Below are 17,762 nucleotides of genomic sequence, written 5' to 3'. Positions count from 1 at the left end.
TCGGCGTTACTGCACGTCGGGGTCGGTCTCGCCGAATTCGAGGTAATACGTGGCGCCGGTCGCTAGCGCCCTCGACGCGGCACGCACCCGCCGGGCCAGCTGCGGTGCCATCCGCGCGTCCACCTCCTCCGGCGTGCACCAGGCCCACGAGCGCAGCTCCTCCGGAGGCAGGCGGATCGTTCGGCCGGCCGGAAGTTCACCAGCGAACACGAACATCAGCCCCTCGGTGCGCGGCCCCCGCGGCGGCACCCAGTCCACGACCAGCAACCGCCCCGGTGCGACCCGCACCCCGAGCTCCTCCTCGATCTCCCGGGCCGCCGCCGCCCGCGGGGACTCGTTCCGTTCAACCGTGCCGCCGGGAATCTCCCAGTCCGGTTTGTAGGTGGGCTCGACCAGCAACACCCGCCCGCCGCCGTCGCGGAAAAGCACCGCCGCCGCGCTGCGCTTCGTCGGAAGTGTCGCGGTGTAGTCCGGGGTCATGCGCGGTAACGTACGCCGGGCGCGCGATCGGGGCGGCTTCTCCGGCGCGGATCAGCGGGATCGCGGCGCGGTGTCGTTAGGCTCTCGCGGCGTGAAGCTGATCGAGGAACGAATCGTCGTGCCCGGCGACATCAACGCGGCCGTGCTGCGTCCCGCCGGCGAGGGCCCGTGGCCGGGTGTGCTGCTCTACACGGACATCTTCCAGCTGACCGAGTCGACGCTGCGCACCGCGCGCCGGCTCGCGGCGGAGGGGTTCCTCGTGTGCGTCCCGGAGATCTATCCGCACGGCCCGCTGGCCGGGGTGGCCCTGGAGTTCGACGACGCGGGCAAGCAGGCCGGCCTGGCCGGTGCCGCCGCGATGACGACCGCGCAGTTCGACGCCGACCGCGCCGCCGTCCTGGACCACCTCGCGGCCCGCCCGGACGTGTCCACGCTCGCCGTGACCGGCTTCTGCCTCGGCGGCCACCTCGCGTTCCGGGCCGCGTTCGACGACCGGGTCCACGCCACGGTGTGCTTCTACCCGACCGGCCTGCACGACGGCGCGCTCGGCTCCGACACCGCGGACAGCCTCGCCCGCGCCGCCGACGTCCGGGGCCGCCTGATGGTCGTGTTCGGATCGCGTGACCCGCATGTGCCCGCGGACGCCCGCCTGACCACGATCACCCAGCTCTACGCGGCCGGCCTGACCGATCTGGAGCTGCACGTCTACCAGGGCGGGGAGCACGCGTTCATGCGTGACGTCGGCGCCCGCCACGACCCGGTGCTCACCGATCTCGCGCTGGCGGAGGCGGTGTCGTTCTTCCGGGGGCGCTGAGCCGTCAGCGATACGGAACCATCGGCACGTACGGCGGCGGCACGGGCGGCGGCGGTACGTAGGGCTGCGCCGGAACGCCGGGCTGGTACGGCTCGTCGTCGGGGTCGGGCTCCTCGATCGTCACGCGGGCGTCCCGACGTGCCCACCGGCCCGGCTCGACGATCGTCAGCGTGTACCGGCCGACACCGCCGGTGTCCTCGACCGATCCCCGCTGCCCCGGCTCGAGGACGAGCGCCCGGCGCCCCTCCGCGCACCGGCCGGTGTCGCCCACGCACACCCGCACACGGTGGCCCGCGCCGTTCCAGACGCGGAACGTCCAGGAGAACGTGTACTCCGCACGCCGGAATCCGGACGCGGTCACGTCGACCGTGTTGTACCGCTTCCACAGCGGCACGGTGCAGATGACGACGGCCAGCGCGGAGACCGCCACCACCGGCAGCACCGGCGGTTTCCGCGTGGCCCACCACCAGACGGCGAGCACGACGATCGCGGCGACACCAGCACCGGCCCACCCGGCGTCGTCCGCGGTCGGCGGCGACCCCTGATCGGACCGGCCACCGACGATGTCGGCCACCGCGCCCACGATCAACCCCGCACCCGCCACCAGCGCCGCCGGGGCCACGACGAGCACGAGCAGCGCCCACCGCCCGACCCGCTTCCCGGCCATACCGGAAGTCTAGATCGGCCGGACGAGCGGATAGTCGGGGCCGGTTACGGAGAGTGGGCGGCGTTGCCTAGGATCGCTGTCCAACGGCTCCCTCCGCAAAGGACACCCATGACCGATCCCGCCATCGACGTGAGCAGGCCGAGCAGCGCGCGCGTGTGGAACTACCTGCTGGACGGCAAGGACAACTTCGCCGTCGACCGGGAGCTGGGCGAGGCGCTGCGGGCGGCCAACCCGGCGATCGCGGCGGTCGCGCAGGCCCAGCGCCGGTTCCTCATCCAGGCGGTCACGCACCTCGCGGGTGACGTCGGCATCCGGCAGTTCCTGGACATCGGGACCGGCCTCCCGACCGCGAACAACACCCACGAGGTCGCGCAGCGCGTGGCGCCCGCGTCCCGGGTCGTGTACGTCGACAACGACCCGCTCGTGCTCGTCCACGCCCGGGCGCTGCTGACCAGCTCACCGGAGGGCAGGACCGCGTACATCGACTCCGACGTGCGCGATCCGGAACGGATTCTGCGCGAGGCCGCCGACACGCTCGACTTCCGTGAACCCGTGGCGCTGACGATGATCGGCATCCTGGGCAACGTCGCCGACTACGACGAGGCCCGCGCGATCGTCGGGCGGCTGCTCGCGGCCGTGCCGTCGGGAAGCTACCTGGTGGTGAGCGACGGCACGAGCACCAGCGCGGAGAGCATCGAGAGCCAGCGCGTCGCCAAGCAGAGCGGCCACCCGTACAACCTGCGGACACCCGACGAGATCGGCGGCTACTTCCAGGGCCTGGAACTGCTCGAGCCGGGGGTGGTGTCCACATCGCGGTGGCGGCCGCGGCCGGGCACCGAGGCGGAGGCTCTCGACGTCTACTGCGCGGTGGGCCGCAAACCGTGACGCGCCTGCTGGCGGACCGGCTCGCGGCCGCCGGCCTGGCGCCGACCGACGTCCGCCCGACCGGCGAGGGGTTCGCGGCCGAGTCGGGGCTCGTCACGCTCGCGGACACGCGCGAGGTGTTCGCGAAAACGTTCACCATCCGACCGGACGGTGACGTGTTCGCACTGGAGGTCGAAGGTCTCCGGGCGCTGCGCGACGCCGGACTGGCGACGCCCGACGTGGTGCACCGCGACGAAGAACTGCTCGTGCTGTCGCTGCTGCGGCCACGCCCGGACACCGAGGCGTTCTGGGAGCAACTCGCGCACGACCTGGCGCGGGTGCACCGCACCACCGTCACCGACCGTTTCGGCTGGCCCCACGACAACTGGCTCGGGTCGATGCCGCAGCACAACGCGTGGCACGACGACGGGTTCGCGTTCTTCGCCGAGCGCCGGGTGCTGCGCTGGCTGCCCGAGCCGCGCGTCGCCGCGAAGCTCGACGCCACCGACCGCGTCGCGCTCGAACGGCTCTGCGCGGCGCTCCCGGAACTCCTGCCGACGCGCCCGCCGTGCCTCACGCACGGCGACTTCTGGACCCAGAACATCCTGGCCACGACCGGCGGCGCCCCGGCCGTGATCGACCCGGCGGTCTCCCACATGTGGGCCGACGTCGACCTCGCGCACCTGTGGTCGACCCCGCGCCCACCGGAGGCCGAGCGGTTCTTCGCGGTGTACGGCGAGGTCACCGGGGCGGAACCGGGCTGGACCGGCCGGCTGGCCTACGTGCAGCTGCGTCAGCATCTGGCGCTGATGGCGATGTTCGACGACGACTGGGGCTCGACCGACGCCGTCCGCGCCCTGGTCGCCCCGTTCCGCCGCACCACTCAGCCGTGAACCGTCTCGGGTCGCGTTCGTTCGGCTCGGAGGAGCGGGTGCGGTCGCGGACGTCCGGTCAGGCCTCCTGGGCCTCGAACAACGCGTCCCCGTGGTCGGTGACCCAGGTGCCGAGGGCGCGCATCGGCCCGTCGGCGAACGTGTGGCCCAGCGGGGTCAACGCGTAGTCGACCCGCGGCGGCGCCTCGGCGTGGCGTCGCCGCTCGACCAGGCCGTTGGCCAGCAACCGGTTCAGCGCCTCGGTGAGCACCTTGTCGCTGATACCGCCGATCCGCCGGCGCAGCGCCCGTCGCCGCAGCGGGCCGTCGCCCAACGCGGCGAGCACCACCACGTCCCAGGTGTGCGCGAACAGATCGGTCGCCATCCGAAGGCGGCAATCGGCCACCAGTTCGTCACGTTCGTCCGCGCCCATGGCCACCATCGTGGCAGTCACGATGCGCACCGGATGGTGCGTTTCGGCCGACCTATCGTGCCGGGATGCGAATCGGAATTCTCGGGACCGGCGCCCTCGCCACTGCTCTCGCGACCGGCTGGGCCCGCGCCGGACACGCCATCACGGTCGGCGGCCGGTCAATGAACAAGGCCACCGCGCTTGCCGACGCGGTGAGCGGGACCGTCCGCCCGCTGCGCGACGTGGCGGCGGGCGCCGACGCGGTGCTGCTGGCGGTGTCCTGGGCCGGTCTCGCGGACACCCTGCGTGCGGCCGGACCACTCGACGGTGTTCCGCTGATCGACCCGATCAACGCGGTCGACCACGGCGTCGGCATCCTCCACGCCTCACCCGCCGAACACCTCGCCGCGACCGTGCCGGCCGCCCACGTGGTGAAGGCGTTCAATCTCTTCCCGGCTGACCTGTGGGTGCAGGCCGACAGGGGCCCGGTGACCGTGGTGACCTGCGGTGACGACCAGCGGGCCCTGTCCGTCGTGGGAACGCTGATCGCCGACGTCGGAGGCACACCGGCGGTGCTGGGCGGCCTCGATCGGGTGCGTCAGCTGGAAGAAGTCGCGGGATTCGTCATCGGACTGGCCTTCTCCGGCGTGGACCCCCGCTCCGCGGTCCCGTCGGCCCCGTGAACCGGCGGCGAGTGTCGCCAAGCGAACGTTCCGGTCGTTGTGCGGCCGATCGAGCGTGCCTGGCTTTCCGGCGAAGCTAGTGGCACAGCAGGAACACACACTTTCTTCTTGGAGGCTGGACGACATGAGCGGCTGCTACGACTACTCGTACGACTCGTGCAACGACTGGGACTACAACGAGTGCAAGCCGCGCCGTCGCCGCCACCACAAGAAGCGCTACAACGACTGCTGGGACTACAACCCCTGCAGCTGAGTCTTTCCCGCCGAGGCCCGGAGCGCGTGATGCGCCCCGGGCCTCGCCATGTCCGGCCACCCGCCATCGCCGGTGTGCGTTCGCTTCGTCCCTACCGCAGCGGGACACAATGCCAACCATGGTGTCTTGGCGGTCGAGTGCTGACCAACTTGATCAGGCCATCCACGCGGGATGCGGCGATGCCGGCCTTGGTACCGACATCGAGGCGGCTTGGTCGGTCTTCGGCGAGTTCACGCAGACCGAGTTCGCCGGAGTCGACACGGAGGCCGATTCGGACGGGGTGATCGTCCAATGGGGCCGCTACCGCTGGAACGGCTTCCGTCCCTCACTGACCTTCACCCGGCAGTTGGCGACCGTGGGCGAGCTGTGGCAGATCAACCTGGAGCTGCGCTTCGACGATCACGTCGGCCTCGCTGGCCTGGATGGCCTGCCGCGCCACGACACCGGCTGGACGTTCGCGCCGATCGGCCCGTTACGGTCCGCCGCGCTGGTCGACTTGCGGGCGGTCGCGGAGCGGCATTCGCCAGTGCGACAGGCGTGGCAGCTGCGTGCGGTGAGCCGCACGATCACCCTGGATCGCGCCGACTGAGTCCCCGCTGCGCCGCTCCCATCGGGGTGCGACGCTGGGCGGTCAGATGGGCGAGCACGGGAGGGCGGGTGCTGCTGTGCACGGGTGACTCGAGGGCTCTCTGCAGCGCGGGTCGACGACGGTGACCGCTGAACAGCTCAGTCAGGTGTTCCGCGATCTGAACTTGGACGAGTTCTGGGAGGACTCGGCGTGTGCCGACGAGGCCTACGGTGGCGGCTGTCCCACCGATGAGCTGGTCGCCTCGGTGGAGGAAGAGCTCGGATTTCGGTTGCCGGCCTCGTACGTGGCGTTGATGCGGACGCGCAACGGCGGAAGGCCCCGCAACACGTGCTGCCCGGCCCCGAGCAGAACGACCTGGGCCGACGACCACGTCGCAGTGACCGCGATACTTCGACTACGACTGAGCGCCGGGCCCGGGCGCCGGCTAGGGCGAGTGACCTGCTCCGCTCGACCGGTGTGCGGACTGTGGCATGAGGGTCCGCTCGTCACGCGAAGGAACGTTCAGCGAAGCTGATCCCGGAACGCTCCGCGGGGGTGAGTAGTTGCCGGTCGACGTGGCGGGGTGGCGTGCGTAGGTACGGGGTGTACCCGGCGGCCCGGAAACGGAGGTCGAAGTTCTGGCCTTCGATGTGCCACACCGGATCCGGCCGGTTGTCGGACGTGTCCGTCCGGTGGATATCGGCGATCTCCACGAGGTCGTGCAACGGACCCAGCTGACCGTTGATGTCCCACGCGTCCTCGAATACGAGCGTCGACGGCAGTTGCGTCGAGTGCGCCTCAAGACTCCGGGCGGAGCACGAGGTAGGGGTCTCGCGCGGTGGCCAGACCGAACGTGGGCATCAGGTGTTCGCTGGGCTCCACGACCAGACGCGCTTCCTCGCCCGGAGGCACGTTGACTTCGAGTGGGTGGCTGCCCTCGAAGTCGATGAGCGCCTGCACCCGGTGCGAACCCGGTGAGAGGTCGACCGTGAGGCTTTGCCCGCGCTTGAGCGTGCCGATCCGCCGCCCGTCCACCTCGACGCGGTACCGCCGCCAGATATCGCGCGCGCTACTGGCGGTTCGGGTGACGACTAGGCGCGCTGCCGGCTTCTCCATTTGCGACCAGATAGCCGAGCCGCCCGCATCGTAAACGCAGGAACCGCGAGATGACCGGTCACATGAACCGGAGCGCCCACATCAAGGACATCACCGGCGGTCTTTCACCGTGACGCCGTAGCGTCTATGACCCTCACCGGCACAACGCACACTTATGGCACCCGGACCTGCTCGCGAAGGCCGGCCGGTTGGCCGAACTGACCGAACTGGCGAAAACCGATAAGCATGCTCGGTGGCGGCTCGCCCGCGACGGGACCCACCCACCGTCGGAAGGCGGTGCGCACCTGCAGCAGAGGGCTCCGAACCTGTGCGCTACCGGTTCTCCATGGGCTCCGGCTCACGACCTGACCAGATCACGATTTCGGCCGCTCGCAGAGCCGCGACGTCGGGTTCGGGAACGCCGGACGCCCGACACAGATGGCCGAGGACCTCCGTGAAGCCTCCCGCGTCTTCGGGCACTTCGAGATACTCCCCGTAGGTGGTGTTCACCATCAGAGTGACCCAGCGAGCACCATCGGGTTCAAGATCGATGGCCGAGAGCGAGATGTCGTCGATCTCCGCCCACGGCACCGTGGACACCCTGGTTGAGGCGGGACGCATCTCCTTGCCGAACACCGATACCAGGGGTTCGGTCACCACCGTCACCGTGACACCCTCATCGGTCACCTCGATCCGCTGCACCTGCGCACCCTACGCTCGCACCGATCGCGGCCGTGCGGATCTCGGCGTCGGGCGTTCACGGGTCCTGATCTGCGTGTTCATCCGAACTGACCGACGCCCGAGCAGCGCCGTCAGGGACTGCCCGCAGCTGGTTCGGGCTTCCCGGTACGAAGCTCCATGAGTGCTCACTCCAGAAGCGCGTGCGTTTCGGCGGGCGCGGCGTGCAGGCGCCACAGCCGGTCGGCGACCGTGTCCGGTTCATGCGTGGCGCCGACCCCGACCGCGCCCTTGACCACGAGGTGGGCGACCTGGATCGGTGTCGTCGCCAACGCGTCACGCAGCAGGTCGAGGTAGGCCTTCTCCGCGAATCCGGCGACCGCACTGGCGGCGCGGTCGGCGCTCGGGTTCACCACGGCGCTGCCGGTGACGAACAGCAGCGAGCCGCGTCCGGTCGTTCGCATCGCGGGCAGTACCGCGCGGACGGAGGCCGCAGCGCCGACCACACTGAGTGCGAGCGCGGCGCCCAGGTCAGCGGGGGTGGTGTCCACGACCGGTTTGATCAGCGAGACGTCCGGAAGCGGGCTGAAACACAGCACCCCGGCGGGCCCCTGCCTGCGGGCCAGTTCCGTCAGCGCGGCCGCGAGCGCCGCCGGGTCGGTGGCATCCGCCGCACACACCTGCGTGTCGATTCCGTCTGCGGTCAGGTCGCGGGCCAGGGCGTCGAGCCTGCTCCGGTTACGGGCGATGAGCCCGATCGGATGTCCCGCGCGGCCGAAGCGGCGTGCGACCGCGGCGCCGACACCCGGCCCCGCACCCACGATGTGAACAGGAGTCATGCCGACGCCGTCTCCGGGCCGGGCGCCGCCTGCTCGGCCAGCCGGCGCCACTCGTTCCAGGTGGCGAGTCGTTCGGCGTAGAGCTTCTCGGCGATCGGATACGGATAGGGGCCCAGGAACAGGCGGAGGGGCGGATGGTCGGTGTCGACCAGCTGGAGGATGACGTTCGCGGTCACCGCGGGATCGGCCGGGGTGCGTGCCGAGGCCCCGGCCCGGCGCGCCGCGCGGACCGGCTCGTAGGCGTCGAGGGGTTCGGTGTGTTCGGCGGAGTCGCCGGCCCAGTCGGTGTCGAACGGGCCGGGCTCGAGGATCGTCACCTTCGGGCCGAGCGGAGCGAGCTCGGCGGCGAGCGCTTCACTGAGTCCTTCCAGGGCCCACTTCGAGGCGTTGTAGAGGCCGAGCGTGGGGAACGCGCCGATCCCACCGATGCTGGAGACCTGCAGGATGTGCCCGGCTCGCTGGGCGCGCAGCACCGGCAGCACGGCCTGGGTCACCCAGAGCGCGCCGAACACGTTGGTCTCCAACTGCCTCCGCGCCTGGTCCTCGGTCGTCTCCTCGATCATGCCGAACAGGCCGTAGCCGGCGTTGTTCACGACGACGTCCACGCGACCGAACGTCTCCACCGACCGCTGCACCGCGGCGAACACGGCGGAGCGGTCGGTGACGTCCAGGGAGAGCGGCAGGACCCGGTCCCCGTGTGCGTCGACCAGTCCGTCGAGGCGGCTGACGTCCCGGGCGGCCGCGGCGACGCGGTCGCCGCGCTCGAGCGCTGCCTCCGCCCACACGCGCCCGAAACCGCGGGACGCACCGGTGATGAACCATGTCTTCATGACTCGACCGTGCGCCGGGGCGCGCGGGGTAGCCAGCACCCCATCAGGGTTAGCCTCGAGAAATGGACGGCGACAACGGTCTCGGCGAGTTCCTCAAGGGCCGCCGCGGGCTGCTCCGGCCGGAGGACGTCGGGCTGACCCCGCACGGACGCCGACGCGTGCCCGGCCTACGCCGCGACGAGCTGGCGCGGCTGGCCAGCGTCAGCACGCCCTACCTGACGCGCCTGGAGCAGGGAGAGGACCGCAACCCCTCGCCGGAGGTCCTGCGTGCGCTGGCCGTCGCGCTGCGGTTGGGCCCGGACGAGGCCGCGCACCTGCATGCCCTGGCCGCTCCGCCGCCGTCGGACACCGAGCGCGACGGCGTGTCCGACACCGTGCACCATCTGCTCGATTCGTGGACGCAGGTTCCGGCGTACGTCCGCAACCGGCGCATGGACGTTCTGGCCGCCAACAAACACGCCCGCGCTCTCGCTGCTCTGTACACGCCGGGGCAGAACCTGGTCCGCGGCATGTTCGAGGATCCCGCGGCGCGCCAGTTGTTCCCCGACTGGGAGCAGATCGCGGCACAGACCGCGGCGGCACTGCGCGCCGAGGCCGATCTCCGCCATCCCCGCACCGTCGAGCTGGTCCGATCCCTGCTGGACAACGGTGATTTCCGTCGGGTGTGGGAGGCCTACGACGTCAAGCCGGTTCGCGACGCGACCAAGCGCTTCAACCATCCGGTCGTCGGTCGGCTCACGCTGCGTCGGGAGGCACTCTCGATCGCCGGTGCCGAGGGCCAGGTGATCATCGCCTACCACGCCGACCCGGGAACGTCGGCGGCGGACGCCCTGTCACGGCTGCTCTGACCACCGCGGTCGGTCGGTACTGCCGAGGTAAGCGACGGTTTGTTCGGCGGTCCGCTTCGACGATCGCATCGCGGACGTCAGTGGGTACGCCAGCGGCCGCCTGCCGGGACGCGCGTCGTCCGCGACCGCGGAGTGCGTCGCTACCGACCTGATCGGCCACCAGGCATGAACAGGTGGGCGGCCAGGCCTCGCCACCACTGGGAGTGGTCGACTGCGGCGATGTGTGAACGTTCGCGTGCCGACGAGACTGTTCACGCTTCGACACCGGTGCGCCGATGTCCCCCGTTGCGGTACGAAGCAGCCCATGGACCACCAGACGCTGAGCGCTTACGAGACGAACGCGGCCGCGTACGCCGCAGAATGGGAGGACGAGCAGGACGTCCCCCACGATCTTTACGAGCTCTTGAGGACCTTCTTCACCCCGGGCACCGCCGCTGACGTCGGGTGCGGAAGCGGCCGGGACACCGCCTGGCTGGTCAGGCACGGGTTCGACGCGGTGGGCTACGACGCGTCGGAGGGTCTCCTGGCCGAGGCCCGGCGTCGCCATCCGGAGATTACCTTCGCGGTCGCCACCCTGCCCGACCTTGCCGAACTGGGCGCACGCACCTTCGACAACGTGCTCAGCGAGACCGTGATCATGCATCTGCCGCCCGCGGACGTTCCCGCCGCCACCCGGCGCCTGGCGTCGTTGCTCAACCCCGGCGGCACCCTCTATCTGAGTTGGCGGACGACTCCCGATCACGACGCCCGTGACGCCAAGGGCCGGTTGTACGCCGCTTTCCCCGCCGCTCTCGTTCGCCGGGAGCTGACCGGTGCCGAGATTCTCCACGATGCGGAGATCCGCAGTGTCTCCTCGAACAAGATCGTGCACCGGATCATCGCCCGGCGTATCCCTTGAGCACTGCCCACTTGTTCAGACCGCGTGGCGGGATCTCGTCTCGACGATCGATCGGCGTTCGGGATGTGATCGCCGGTAGCGCGGCTGGGCGCGGTCAGGCCAGGATGGCTGCGAACGCGCGGACCGGGAACATACCGGACCAGGCGAATGGCGGTGGGGCAGCGGTGAAACGCGCACCATGCGGCGGCAGATGTTCGAGGCCGGTCAGGTTCAACGCGATCGGGACGCCGGTTGCGAGCAGAATCGTGCGCGCGGGCCGGTTCGGATCGCGTACGTCGTCGATGTCGATCGAGTCGACGCCGACAAGCGCGGCGTCGTGGTCGGCCAGCCACTGCGCTGCGTCCACGGTCAGGTAGGGGGCGTCGTCGGCGTCGGCGGCCGTTCCGACGGTGTGGTCGCCGCCGGTGTGGAGCAGGACCGCTTTGCCGGCGACGTCGAACGGGGCCAGCGCGCCGACGTCGACGGCCCGGGTGCGGCTACCGGCTGTACGAACGACGACGGCCGGCAGATCAGCGATTCGGGACAGCGGGATCGTGCTGAGGTCCGCTCCGTCCGCATGGCGGTACCAGGGTGTATCCAGGCAGGTACCGATGCTGTCCACCGGCACGGGCAGGTCGGTACCCGGCTCGTGGCTGAGCTGATGGCTGAGCTCGATCAGTCGCCGCGCACCCCCGGCGGTGTCAGCGGCGGCCGACGGACCACCGCGGGTTCCTTTGTGTGCTTCCGGGAACACACGCAGCGCGCTGACGTCCACGGTCTCGCTCATCAGCAGGCCGAGCGAAGCGACGAACAGCCTCGCGACCTCCGCCGCGGAGACGTCGGCCGCCGGCACGTCGACGCGGAACCCCGCGACCTCAAGATGTCCGCCGTTCGAGAACTCGACGCGCGCGTCGAACTCCGCGCGGAACTGCTGCGCACTCACGGCGCCATTATCGGCAGGGCGTCGGCGGCCGAGGTAGTTAGTTCTACTGACGGCTGGCTGCAGTGACACTGCAGTCAACCGCGGGATGATTGCGGAGAACCTCAGCCCGGTTCCGCTATTCCACTACGGTGGCGGCCGTGGGAGTTCCCCGGGACGCACTGAGCGCAGTCGTGGAAGCTCTGCACCGGCGACCCGACTGTCGGCTACTGCCGCCGGACGGCTTACCGACCGTACGTGCCGAACTGGTCGTACCCGATGATCTCCGCGAGTTCTACCGCCTCTGCGGCGGGCTCGTTCTTTTCGACCAGGCCTTTTTTCCTGGCGGATCCGCAGCGCGCATGAACTCGTCGCGGCCAGCCCGCTGCTACTCACACCGGCCATCGCCACGGAAGTCGCCGAAAGCCAGCCCGACGATCTGACGAATGGATGCCATCTTCTGGCCGACTGCGGCGGCGCGGCCACCGACCCGTACATCGTCGTGGATCTGCACCCGGCCCGAGCCGGGCGGTGTTACGCCGCCGGCTGGGACACCTATGGCCTCGCCGGCGACCTGGCCGTCGTCGCTCGTAGCGTCACCGAGCTGCTCCTCGTAGTGGCAGCCACCAACGGAACACGAGCGACACTGCCAGGCCGACATCATGGCGACGCCTACGACTACTAGCGATGAATCCCGACTTCACTCTGCGCGGCAGTAGAGCAGTAGATTGACCATTATCCCACCTTGCGCCAATCGATCCCGTCGAACCGATTCAAGTAGACCAGGCGGCGACGTTCAGGCGAGGCTACATTGACCTGATAATAGTCGGGCGGCCCGAAGTCCGGGACAATCTCGGCAACAATTCGGTCCCCCATGAAATACCGACAGCCCTCCGCAGACCACCGCCACCTCGGGAAGTCCACCTGCTCCAGGCCGGCCAGCACGCCAGGCAGCAGGTCCTTGTGCACATGAGGGTGTCTGTAAAGCCGACGGGCTCCGTAAATGGCTTCCTGAACGGAGTGGTGCGTCAGGAACTGCGCGAGGCTCTCCTCGCTCTGACGCCATTCCTCGCAGCATTCTCCGTCGTAAACTACACTGGGTTTCTCGACATCGAACGACCACCGCCAGTCGCCGGTCGCATCGATCAGGAAGATTGCCTTCCCATCCACTGCCTGAATCTCCTCCGGCAGCAGCACATGCTTTACTCCGCCCCGGTGTTCCACCAGGCGTGCACTGACCTCATACCAATGCTTGAGCGGATCGGGAAGCCACCGACCGACGGCGGGCATGAAGAAGTGTCTGGAATTACGTGCGCCGTACCAGCCGAAGAGGAACTCGTCCATACGGATCGTCGACGGGTCGATCATGCCGCGATCGTCGCATGCTACGGCCGCCGCCGACCCGGACGCGGAGACCACCGTTGTGCAGCGCGGTCCCGAACTCTCGTAACGGCGCGCGGGCCCCGAATGATGCGGAGGGCACAGATGCGGTGTCAGCGCGGAAACCAACCATCCCGGCGCTGACCACGACCCTTGTGGACGCCACCGTCCCGACCATCCACGGGGAGTTTCATGGAACGCCACACCGCTTCACACGGTCGCGGACGCGGGGTGCCCACAACACCGACGGCTCTGCCCGCACGACGCCCTCCGACGCCCGTCATCATTGCGTTCGGGCTGCTGGTCCTGGCTCCGATCCGGCTGGTGTGGTTCGCGGTGGACGCTGCTCTCGACGGCAACTGGATCGCGGCGGTCCTCTCCGCCGTTTTCTTACCGCTCTGGTTCCTCGTCCTGCGCGGGCTCTGGCGAGGCGGTCGGGGCGCGCACACCATCGCGGTCTTCGTCACGATCCTGCAGATCTGCGCGGTGTTCGGCGACGCCACCTCCGACCCCGGATCATCACAAGACGCGGCGGGCCAACTCGCCGACAACTGGCCCGCGCTGCTTCCGGCCGCGCTGCCGTTCGTCGCCCTGTTGCTGTTGGTGTTCTCGCGCCAGAGTCGCGCGTACTATGCGCCGCTCTGACGGCAGAAGAGTGCACCGCACGCACGGCGGCCGTGAGCGAGTGTTCGGAAGCGAACGTTCCGGCCGTCACGCCGCCGATCGAGCCGACCCCGAAAAAACGCGAAGCTATCGGCACCACAGAGACAACACACAGGAGGCTGGACGACATGAGCGGCTGCTACGACTACGACTACAACCAGTGCAACGACTGGGACTACAACGAGTGCAAGCCGCGCCGTCGCCGCCACCACAAGAAGCGCTACAACGACTGCTGGGACTACAACCCCTGCAGCTGAACCACCCCGCCACCCGGCCCGGAACGCCCACAGCGTTCCGGGCCGCGTCGTGTGATCAGATCAACGCGGCATCCACGAAGTCGTCCGGACCGACCATTGAGCGGTACCGATCGCCCTGCGCATTGATCGGGCGGTAGCGCTCGTCAGCGGCGGCCGCGTGCAGTGACGGCAGAAGATCGCCGGCGGGCAGATCGAGGGCAGCCCGGACCCGTTCGCGGTCCTGGTCCAGAGTCGGCCGATCCGCGCGGATGATCTGATCGGCCCGCGCGATCCAGTCGCGCAGATGTCGTCCGCCGTCCTCGTCCAAAGACGAAGTGGTCGCGTCGTGCAGGCTGGGCAGTCCGATCAACAGCGCGAGGGCGTCGCGCAGGCTGTGCGCGATCAGCCCACCCTCCCCCTCGGATCCGGCATAGACGACGGGCCGAACCGAACCGGCTCCCACCAGAAAATAGGCGCCGCCACCGGCGTCGCCGGCGATCATGTCGAGGACGCTTCCGTCGGACAGCGATACGGGCTCGAAGGGCCCGTCAGCGCGCTTCGAGACGTCGAAGTCGAAGAACGCGAGCAGCTCGGTGAGCCACGGTGTGGCCTGGATCGTGCCGAGCAACTCCCGGTCGGACCCGGCGGCGTGAACCATCGGCGTAGGTTACCGGCGTCGGACGTGCTCGCTGGATCCCGCGTCGTCGATAGCCTGCGCGGGTGATGGGTTTCCGGGAGCCGCCGACCGGGCTGAGTAAGCGGGCACGCCGCTTCGTCGGTGTTCACGGCGTCTGGCTCGACGTCCCCCCAGTGACCCACTGGCGCCACCAGTGGCAGGAAGCCGGCGTCCCCCTCGACCTCGTCGAGCGGGCTGTGACGCATCACGCTCGCTGGGGTGGTCTGCTCCTGCCCGCGGCGCCCGGTTTGCCGGAGGATGCGGCCGGTCCGCGCATGCTCGCGGCCGACTCACCGGAGCGACTGAACGGGCTTCCGGCTCGGGGCTGGGCCTTCGAGGCCGGTCCGCAACGAACCGCGGTGCCTTACTCGTTCGCGATCAGCTCGGACGGCACCCTCGGGATCGTCGGCGGTGACGAGGACCGGTGGGTGCCGCTGCACGGCAGTGTCGACGGCTGGGTCGAGTCCCTGGCCATGGTCTACGCCGCCGTGGAGGTCGCCGACACCGTCACCCGGGTCACCGGTCGGGCCGTCGACGACCTCGACCTCACCGCGATGGAACCGGTGGGGTCGGTCGAGGGAATCGCGAACGGTTGGTGGTACCGACCCGGATCGCTGGTCGCCCTCTACACCGGCGAGTCGGTGCTGTTCGGCCGGCCGGGCTACCGCACCGCCTTCGTCTACGCCGGCAACGTCGACCTGCAGTGGCTGTGAAGGCCCTACCGCCGCACGGCGCCCGGCTCGCCGCGGCCCGGCCGTGGCTCGGCCCGGTCCGCACCGTCACCGCCGTGCGCATCCGTCGCCCCCTGTAGCTGAGTGGCCCGCACCACCCGGTTGCGGCCTTCGCTCTTCGCCCGGTACATCGCCTCGTCCGCGGACGCGGTCAGCACGGTGGCGTCGATCGTCTCCTGCGCCGACGCCACGCCGAGCGAACCGGTGATCCAGAGCGGGTCGCCGGTGGGCAGCGCCACCGGGTGCGAGGCGAGCGTGCCCCGCAGACGCTCGGCCATCGCGGCCGCGCCCTCCTCGTCGGTGTCGGGCAGCAGCCAGACGAACTCCTCGCCGCCGTAGCGGGCGACCACGTCGGAGTCGCGCGTGATGACCTGGAGGAGCGTCCCGACCTGGACGAGCGCGGCGTCGCCGGCCTGGTGGCCGTGCCGGTCGTTGATCTGCTTGAAGTTGTCGAGGTCGAGCACCACCAGGCTCAGCGGACGCTTGTTGCGCCGGGCCCGCACCACCTCGGTGGCCAGCGACTGCTCGAAGTACCGGCGGTTGGACAGCCCGGTCAGCGCGTCGGTGATCGCCAGCCGCTGCTGCTCGGCGAGCGCCTCGGCGAGCTGGTCGGCCAGCCGCGTCCGGTCACGCACCACCAGCGCGAGCCGGGTGAGCAGACCGATCACGACCAGGCCGGCCACCAGCAGCGGCACCTGCACGCCGGTGGTTCTGGCGTCCACCAGCACCAGGCCGATCACCGCGGCGCCCGCGGCGACCAGCGACGGCAGCATCGTCACGTCGCGGCCGACCGGGAAGTGGACACCGTCGGACTCGGGCGAGCGGATCGCGGTCAGCGCGCCGAGCGCCAGGAACACGACCGGGGCCTGGTAGGCGCTGGCGAGCACCGGGTCGGCCGGGTCGACCCGGTCGCTGAGACCGGCGACGAGCGTCAGGCACCCGCACGCCGCGGCGACGACGTGCGCCCAGCCGACGAGCGTCAGCGACGCGGGCAACCGCCTGCCGCCGAAGACGCCCATCGGCACCAGGAACAGCACCGTGGCCAGCCCGCAGATCGGGTACACGATCGCGGTCGTGCGGTCGGAGGCGATCGTGGCGTCCAGCCCGGCGTGCAGGAACAGACGCCAGCCGAGCGCGCCGGCGCCGGCCGCGACGAGCACCAGGTCGAAGCCCAGCCAGAACCGCCCGGAGCGGTGGTCGGGATGGAGCGCGGCGAGGAAGCCGCTGACCGCGACGGCCGCGGCCGCGACGAAGAACGCGTCGGCGACCGGCGCGTACCCGCTCCAGGCCGCCCAGCCGCCGGCCGCGAGCGCCGTCGAGAGGGCGAACAGCAGCCAGATCCGGCCGGTTCCCTGCCGGGCCCTGCGGTCCCTGGCCGCGACGAGCATCAGGCCGAACGTCACGATGAGGACGACGGACGAGAGGGCGTCCGCGAGCGAGCGCAGTACGGGCGAACCGAACGCGGCGAGCAGCGCGTGGACGACGACGAAGAGCACGCCGACCGCCACCGCGGCGCTCAGGACGCGGTCACGGCGTATCACGCCGAGCGCGGTCAGCCGCCTGGCCGCTGCCCGCCCGCTATTCGCGGCCTCACCCGATCCCCGCATGGTCACATCCACCGCCGTCCGCCGATTCGGTCCCGAATGAGACATCGGAGCGGGACGGCTAACGGCAAGATCCGTTGTGTAGCTGATCAGGTGCGGCTCGGTTTATCACTTTACGTAGTAACGATAGCGCACAGAGTTACGACGCTCCGGCCACCCCACCGTGAGCGGGGTGGCCGGGAGGGGTCACACGCCGGCCGGGGCCTTGCGCACCGACTGCAGCGCGGTGCTCCACGCCACGGTCTGGTCGAGCAGCGTCCCCAGCGAGCCCGCCAGGTAGTCGTTCGGCTTGAACACGCTGAAGTTCTCGAACTCGGTGACGATCGAGATCGCCACCTGCGCGCGGACGTCGGCGATCTGCAGCTCGCCGAGGATCAGCCGCAGGTGCTCCGCGGCACGGGCCCCGCCGACGCCGCCGTAGGAGACGATGCCGGCCGCCTTGTTGTTCCACTCGGCGTACAGGTAGTCGATCGCGTTCTTCAGCACGCCGGACGTGCTGTGGTTGTACTCCGGCGTCACGAACACGTACCCGTCGAACGAAGCGATCTTCTCCGCCCACGCCTTGGTGTGGTCGTTCTGGTACTGCCCGGCCGACGCCGGAATCGGCTCGTCGAGGTGGGGCAGCGGGTAGTCGCGCAGGTCGACCAGCTCGTACTCGGCGTCGTCGCGCTGCGAGGCGACGTCGAGGACCCACTTGGCCACCTGCTCGCCGTTCCGGTTGGGGCGGGTACTGCCGAGGATGATCCCGATACGGGCCATGGGTCTGTTCTCCA

25 protein-coding genes are annotated in these 17,762 nt (G+C 70.1%); 12 read left to right on the top strand and 13 right to left on the bottom strand.

All coding sequences use genetic code 11. The annotated features are described in order from the left end of the window. Nucleotides 1-6: 6 nt before the first annotated feature. Nucleotides 7-480 carry an NUDIX domain-containing protein gene (locus tag ABD437_RS18015; protein WP_344649996.1) on the bottom strand — a complete coding sequence of 158 codons (474 nt, stop codon included), beginning with the start codon at nucleotides 478-480 and terminating at the stop codon, nucleotides 7-9. A gap of 91 nt (nucleotides 481-571) precedes the next feature. Here ABD437_RS18015 and ABD437_RS18010 point away from each other — a divergent pair, with 91 nt between their 5' ends. Then, the gene (locus ABD437_RS18010; protein ID WP_344649995.1) at nucleotides 572-1,294 is read left to right on the top strand and encodes a dienelactone hydrolase family protein; all 723 of its coding nucleotides are present in this window, start codon (nucleotides 572-574) and stop codon (nucleotides 1,292-1,294) included. A 4-nt stretch (nucleotides 1,295-1,298) separates the two neighbouring features. Here ABD437_RS18010 and ABD437_RS18005 read toward each other — a convergent pair whose 3' ends face one another. Beyond that, entirely contained in the window at nucleotides 1,299-1,961 is a 663-nt protein-coding gene (locus tag ABD437_RS18005) for a hypothetical protein (protein ID WP_344649994.1), read from the bottom strand. A gap of 108 nt (nucleotides 1,962-2,069) precedes the next feature. Here ABD437_RS18005 and ABD437_RS18000 point away from each other — a divergent pair, with 108 nt between their 5' ends. Both ABD437_RS18000 and ABD437_RS17995 read left to right on the top strand, forming a co-directional pair. Next, nucleotides 2,070-2,846, top strand: a complete 777-nt coding sequence (locus tag ABD437_RS18000) for an SAM-dependent methyltransferase (protein WP_344649993.1) — start codon at nucleotides 2,070-2,072, stop codon at nucleotides 2,844-2,846. Then, entirely contained in the window at nucleotides 2,843-3,718 is an 876-nt protein-coding gene (locus ABD437_RS17995; RefSeq protein ID WP_344649992.1) for a fructosamine kinase family protein, read from the top strand. Before ABD437_RS18000 ends, ABD437_RS17995 begins: the two co-directional genes overlap by 4 nt. Before the next feature lie 58 nt (nucleotides 3,719-3,776). On the opposite strand, the gene ABD437_RS17990 is transcribed toward ABD437_RS17995, so the two are convergent. Further along, nucleotides 3,777-4,130: a winged helix-turn-helix transcriptional regulator gene (locus ABD437_RS17990; protein ID WP_425558182.1), complete on the bottom strand. Its 354-nt coding sequence runs from the start codon at nucleotides 4,128-4,130 to the stop codon at nucleotides 3,777-3,779. Between the two features lie 65 nt (nucleotides 4,131-4,195). On the opposite strand from ABD437_RS17990, the gene ABD437_RS17985 reads away from it, so the two are divergent. The 4 genes from ABD437_RS17985 (at nucleotide 4,196) to ABD437_RS43030 (ending at nucleotide 6,148) form a co-directional block, all read left to right on the top strand. Then, a complete protein-coding gene (locus ABD437_RS17985; protein WP_344649991.1) occupies nucleotides 4,196-4,792 on the top strand; it encodes an NADPH-dependent F420 reductase in 597 nt (198 codons plus the stop codon). 124 nt (nucleotides 4,793-4,916) lie between these two features. Continuing rightward, a complete protein-coding gene (locus ABD437_RS17980) occupies nucleotides 4,917-5,045 on the top strand; it encodes a hypothetical protein (protein WP_344649990.1) in 129 nt (42 codons plus the stop codon). Nucleotides 5,046-5,163: 118 nt separating this feature from the next. Beyond that, entirely contained in the window at nucleotides 5,164-5,634 is a 471-nt protein-coding gene (locus ABD437_RS17975; protein WP_344649989.1) for a hypothetical protein, read from the top strand. Nucleotides 5,635-5,755: 121 nt separating this feature from the next. Next, nucleotides 5,756-6,148, top strand: a complete 393-nt coding sequence (locus tag ABD437_RS43030) for an SMI1/KNR4 family protein (protein ID WP_425558175.1) — start codon at nucleotides 5,756-5,758, stop codon at nucleotides 6,146-6,148. On the opposite strand, the gene ABD437_RS17970 is transcribed toward ABD437_RS43030, so the two are convergent. The 5 genes from ABD437_RS17970 to ABD437_RS17950 form a co-directional block, all read right to left on the bottom strand. Continuing rightward, nucleotides 6,120-6,338, bottom strand: a complete 219-nt coding sequence (locus ABD437_RS17970; protein ID WP_344649988.1) for a hypothetical protein — start codon at nucleotides 6,336-6,338, stop codon at nucleotides 6,120-6,122. The two genes, ABD437_RS43030 and ABD437_RS17970, sit on opposite strands and share 29 nt — an antisense overlap. Nucleotides 6,339-6,411: 73 nt before the next feature. Then, the gene (locus ABD437_RS17965; protein ID WP_344649987.1) at nucleotides 6,412-6,729 is read right to left on the bottom strand and encodes a hypothetical protein; all 318 of its coding nucleotides are present in this window, start codon (nucleotides 6,727-6,729) and stop codon (nucleotides 6,412-6,414) included. A 312-nt stretch (nucleotides 6,730-7,041) separates the two neighbouring features. Beyond that, nucleotides 7,042-7,410 (bottom strand): hypothetical protein, encoded by a 369-nt coding sequence (locus tag ABD437_RS17960; protein ID WP_344649986.1) that lies wholly within the window; start codon nucleotides 7,408-7,410, stop codon nucleotides 7,042-7,044. Nucleotides 7,411-7,574: 164 nt separating this feature from the next. Beyond that, nucleotides 7,575-8,225: an SDR family NAD(P)-dependent oxidoreductase gene (locus ABD437_RS17955; protein ID WP_344649985.1), complete on the bottom strand. Its 651-nt coding sequence runs from the start codon at nucleotides 8,223-8,225 to the stop codon at nucleotides 7,575-7,577. Next, a complete protein-coding gene (locus tag ABD437_RS17950; protein ID WP_344649984.1) occupies nucleotides 8,222-9,055 on the bottom strand; it encodes an SDR family NAD(P)-dependent oxidoreductase in 834 nt (277 codons plus the stop codon). Before ABD437_RS17950 ends, ABD437_RS17955 begins: the two co-directional genes overlap by 4 nt. Before the next feature lie 62 nt (nucleotides 9,056-9,117). Between ABD437_RS17950 and ABD437_RS17945 the strand changes: the two genes are divergently transcribed. Beyond that, on the top strand, nucleotides 9,118-9,903 hold the full coding sequence (locus ABD437_RS17945; RefSeq protein ID WP_344649983.1) for a helix-turn-helix domain-containing protein: 786 nt from the start codon (nucleotides 9,118-9,120) through the stop codon (nucleotides 9,901-9,903). A 304-nt stretch (nucleotides 9,904-10,207) separates the two neighbouring features. After that, nucleotides 10,208-10,801: a class I SAM-dependent methyltransferase gene (locus ABD437_RS17940; protein ID WP_344649982.1), complete on the top strand. Its 594-nt coding sequence runs from the start codon at nucleotides 10,208-10,210 to the stop codon at nucleotides 10,799-10,801. Between the two features lie 94 nt (nucleotides 10,802-10,895). On the opposite strand, the gene ABD437_RS17935 is transcribed toward ABD437_RS17940, so the two are convergent. Beyond that, nucleotides 10,896-11,792, bottom strand: a complete 897-nt coding sequence (locus ABD437_RS17935) for a cyclase family protein (protein ID WP_344649981.1) — start codon at nucleotides 11,790-11,792, stop codon at nucleotides 10,896-10,898. 642 nt (nucleotides 11,793-12,434) lie between these two features. Continuing rightward, nucleotides 12,435-13,067 (bottom strand): hypothetical protein, encoded by a 633-nt coding sequence (locus ABD437_RS17930; RefSeq protein WP_344649980.1) that lies wholly within the window; start codon nucleotides 13,065-13,067, stop codon nucleotides 12,435-12,437. Between the two features lie 204 nt (nucleotides 13,068-13,271). On the opposite strand from ABD437_RS17930, the gene ABD437_RS17925 reads away from it, so the two are divergent. After that, nucleotides 13,272-13,724, top strand: coding sequence for a hypothetical protein (locus tag ABD437_RS17925; RefSeq protein ID WP_344649979.1), 453 nt, complete (start codon nucleotides 13,272-13,274; stop codon nucleotides 13,722-13,724). Between the two features lie 146 nt (nucleotides 13,725-13,870). After that, entirely contained in the window at nucleotides 13,871-13,999 is a 129-nt protein-coding gene (locus ABD437_RS17920; RefSeq protein ID WP_281174598.1) for a hypothetical protein, read from the top strand. A gap of 55 nt (nucleotides 14,000-14,054) precedes the next feature. Here ABD437_RS17920 and ABD437_RS17915 read toward each other — a convergent pair whose 3' ends face one another. Next, entirely contained in the window at nucleotides 14,055-14,636 is a 582-nt protein-coding gene (locus tag ABD437_RS17915; protein WP_344649978.1) for a hypothetical protein, read from the bottom strand. 215 nt (nucleotides 14,637-14,851) lie between these two features. Here ABD437_RS17915 and ABD437_RS17910 point away from each other — a divergent pair, with 215 nt between their 5' ends. Further along, nucleotides 14,852-15,367 carry a hypothetical protein gene (locus ABD437_RS17910; RefSeq protein ID WP_344649977.1) on the top strand — a complete coding sequence of 172 codons (516 nt, stop codon included), beginning with the start codon at nucleotides 14,852-14,854 and terminating at the stop codon, nucleotides 15,365-15,367. Between the two features lie 5 nt (nucleotides 15,368-15,372). On the opposite strand, the gene ABD437_RS17905 is transcribed toward ABD437_RS17910, so the two are convergent. Further along, the gene (locus tag ABD437_RS17905) at nucleotides 15,373-16,926 is read right to left on the bottom strand and encodes a GGDEF domain-containing protein (protein ID WP_344649976.1); all 1,554 of its coding nucleotides are present in this window, start codon (nucleotides 16,924-16,926) and stop codon (nucleotides 15,373-15,375) included. A 249-nt stretch (nucleotides 16,927-17,175) separates the two neighbouring features. Continuing rightward, complete coding sequence (locus tag ABD437_RS17900; protein ID WP_344649975.1) at nucleotides 17,176-17,748, bottom strand: NADPH-dependent FMN reductase; 573 nt, start codon at nucleotides 17,746-17,748, stop codon at nucleotides 17,176-17,178. Nucleotides 17,749-17,762 lie beyond the last annotated feature (14 nt).

It is taken from the genome of Cryptosporangium japonicum, from assembly GCF_039524755.1.
Taxonomy (GTDB): Bacteria; Actinomycetota; Actinomycetes; order Mycobacteriales; family Cryptosporangiaceae; genus Cryptosporangium; species Cryptosporangium japonicum.
This window is presented reverse-complemented; position numbering and strand designations above follow the sequence as displayed.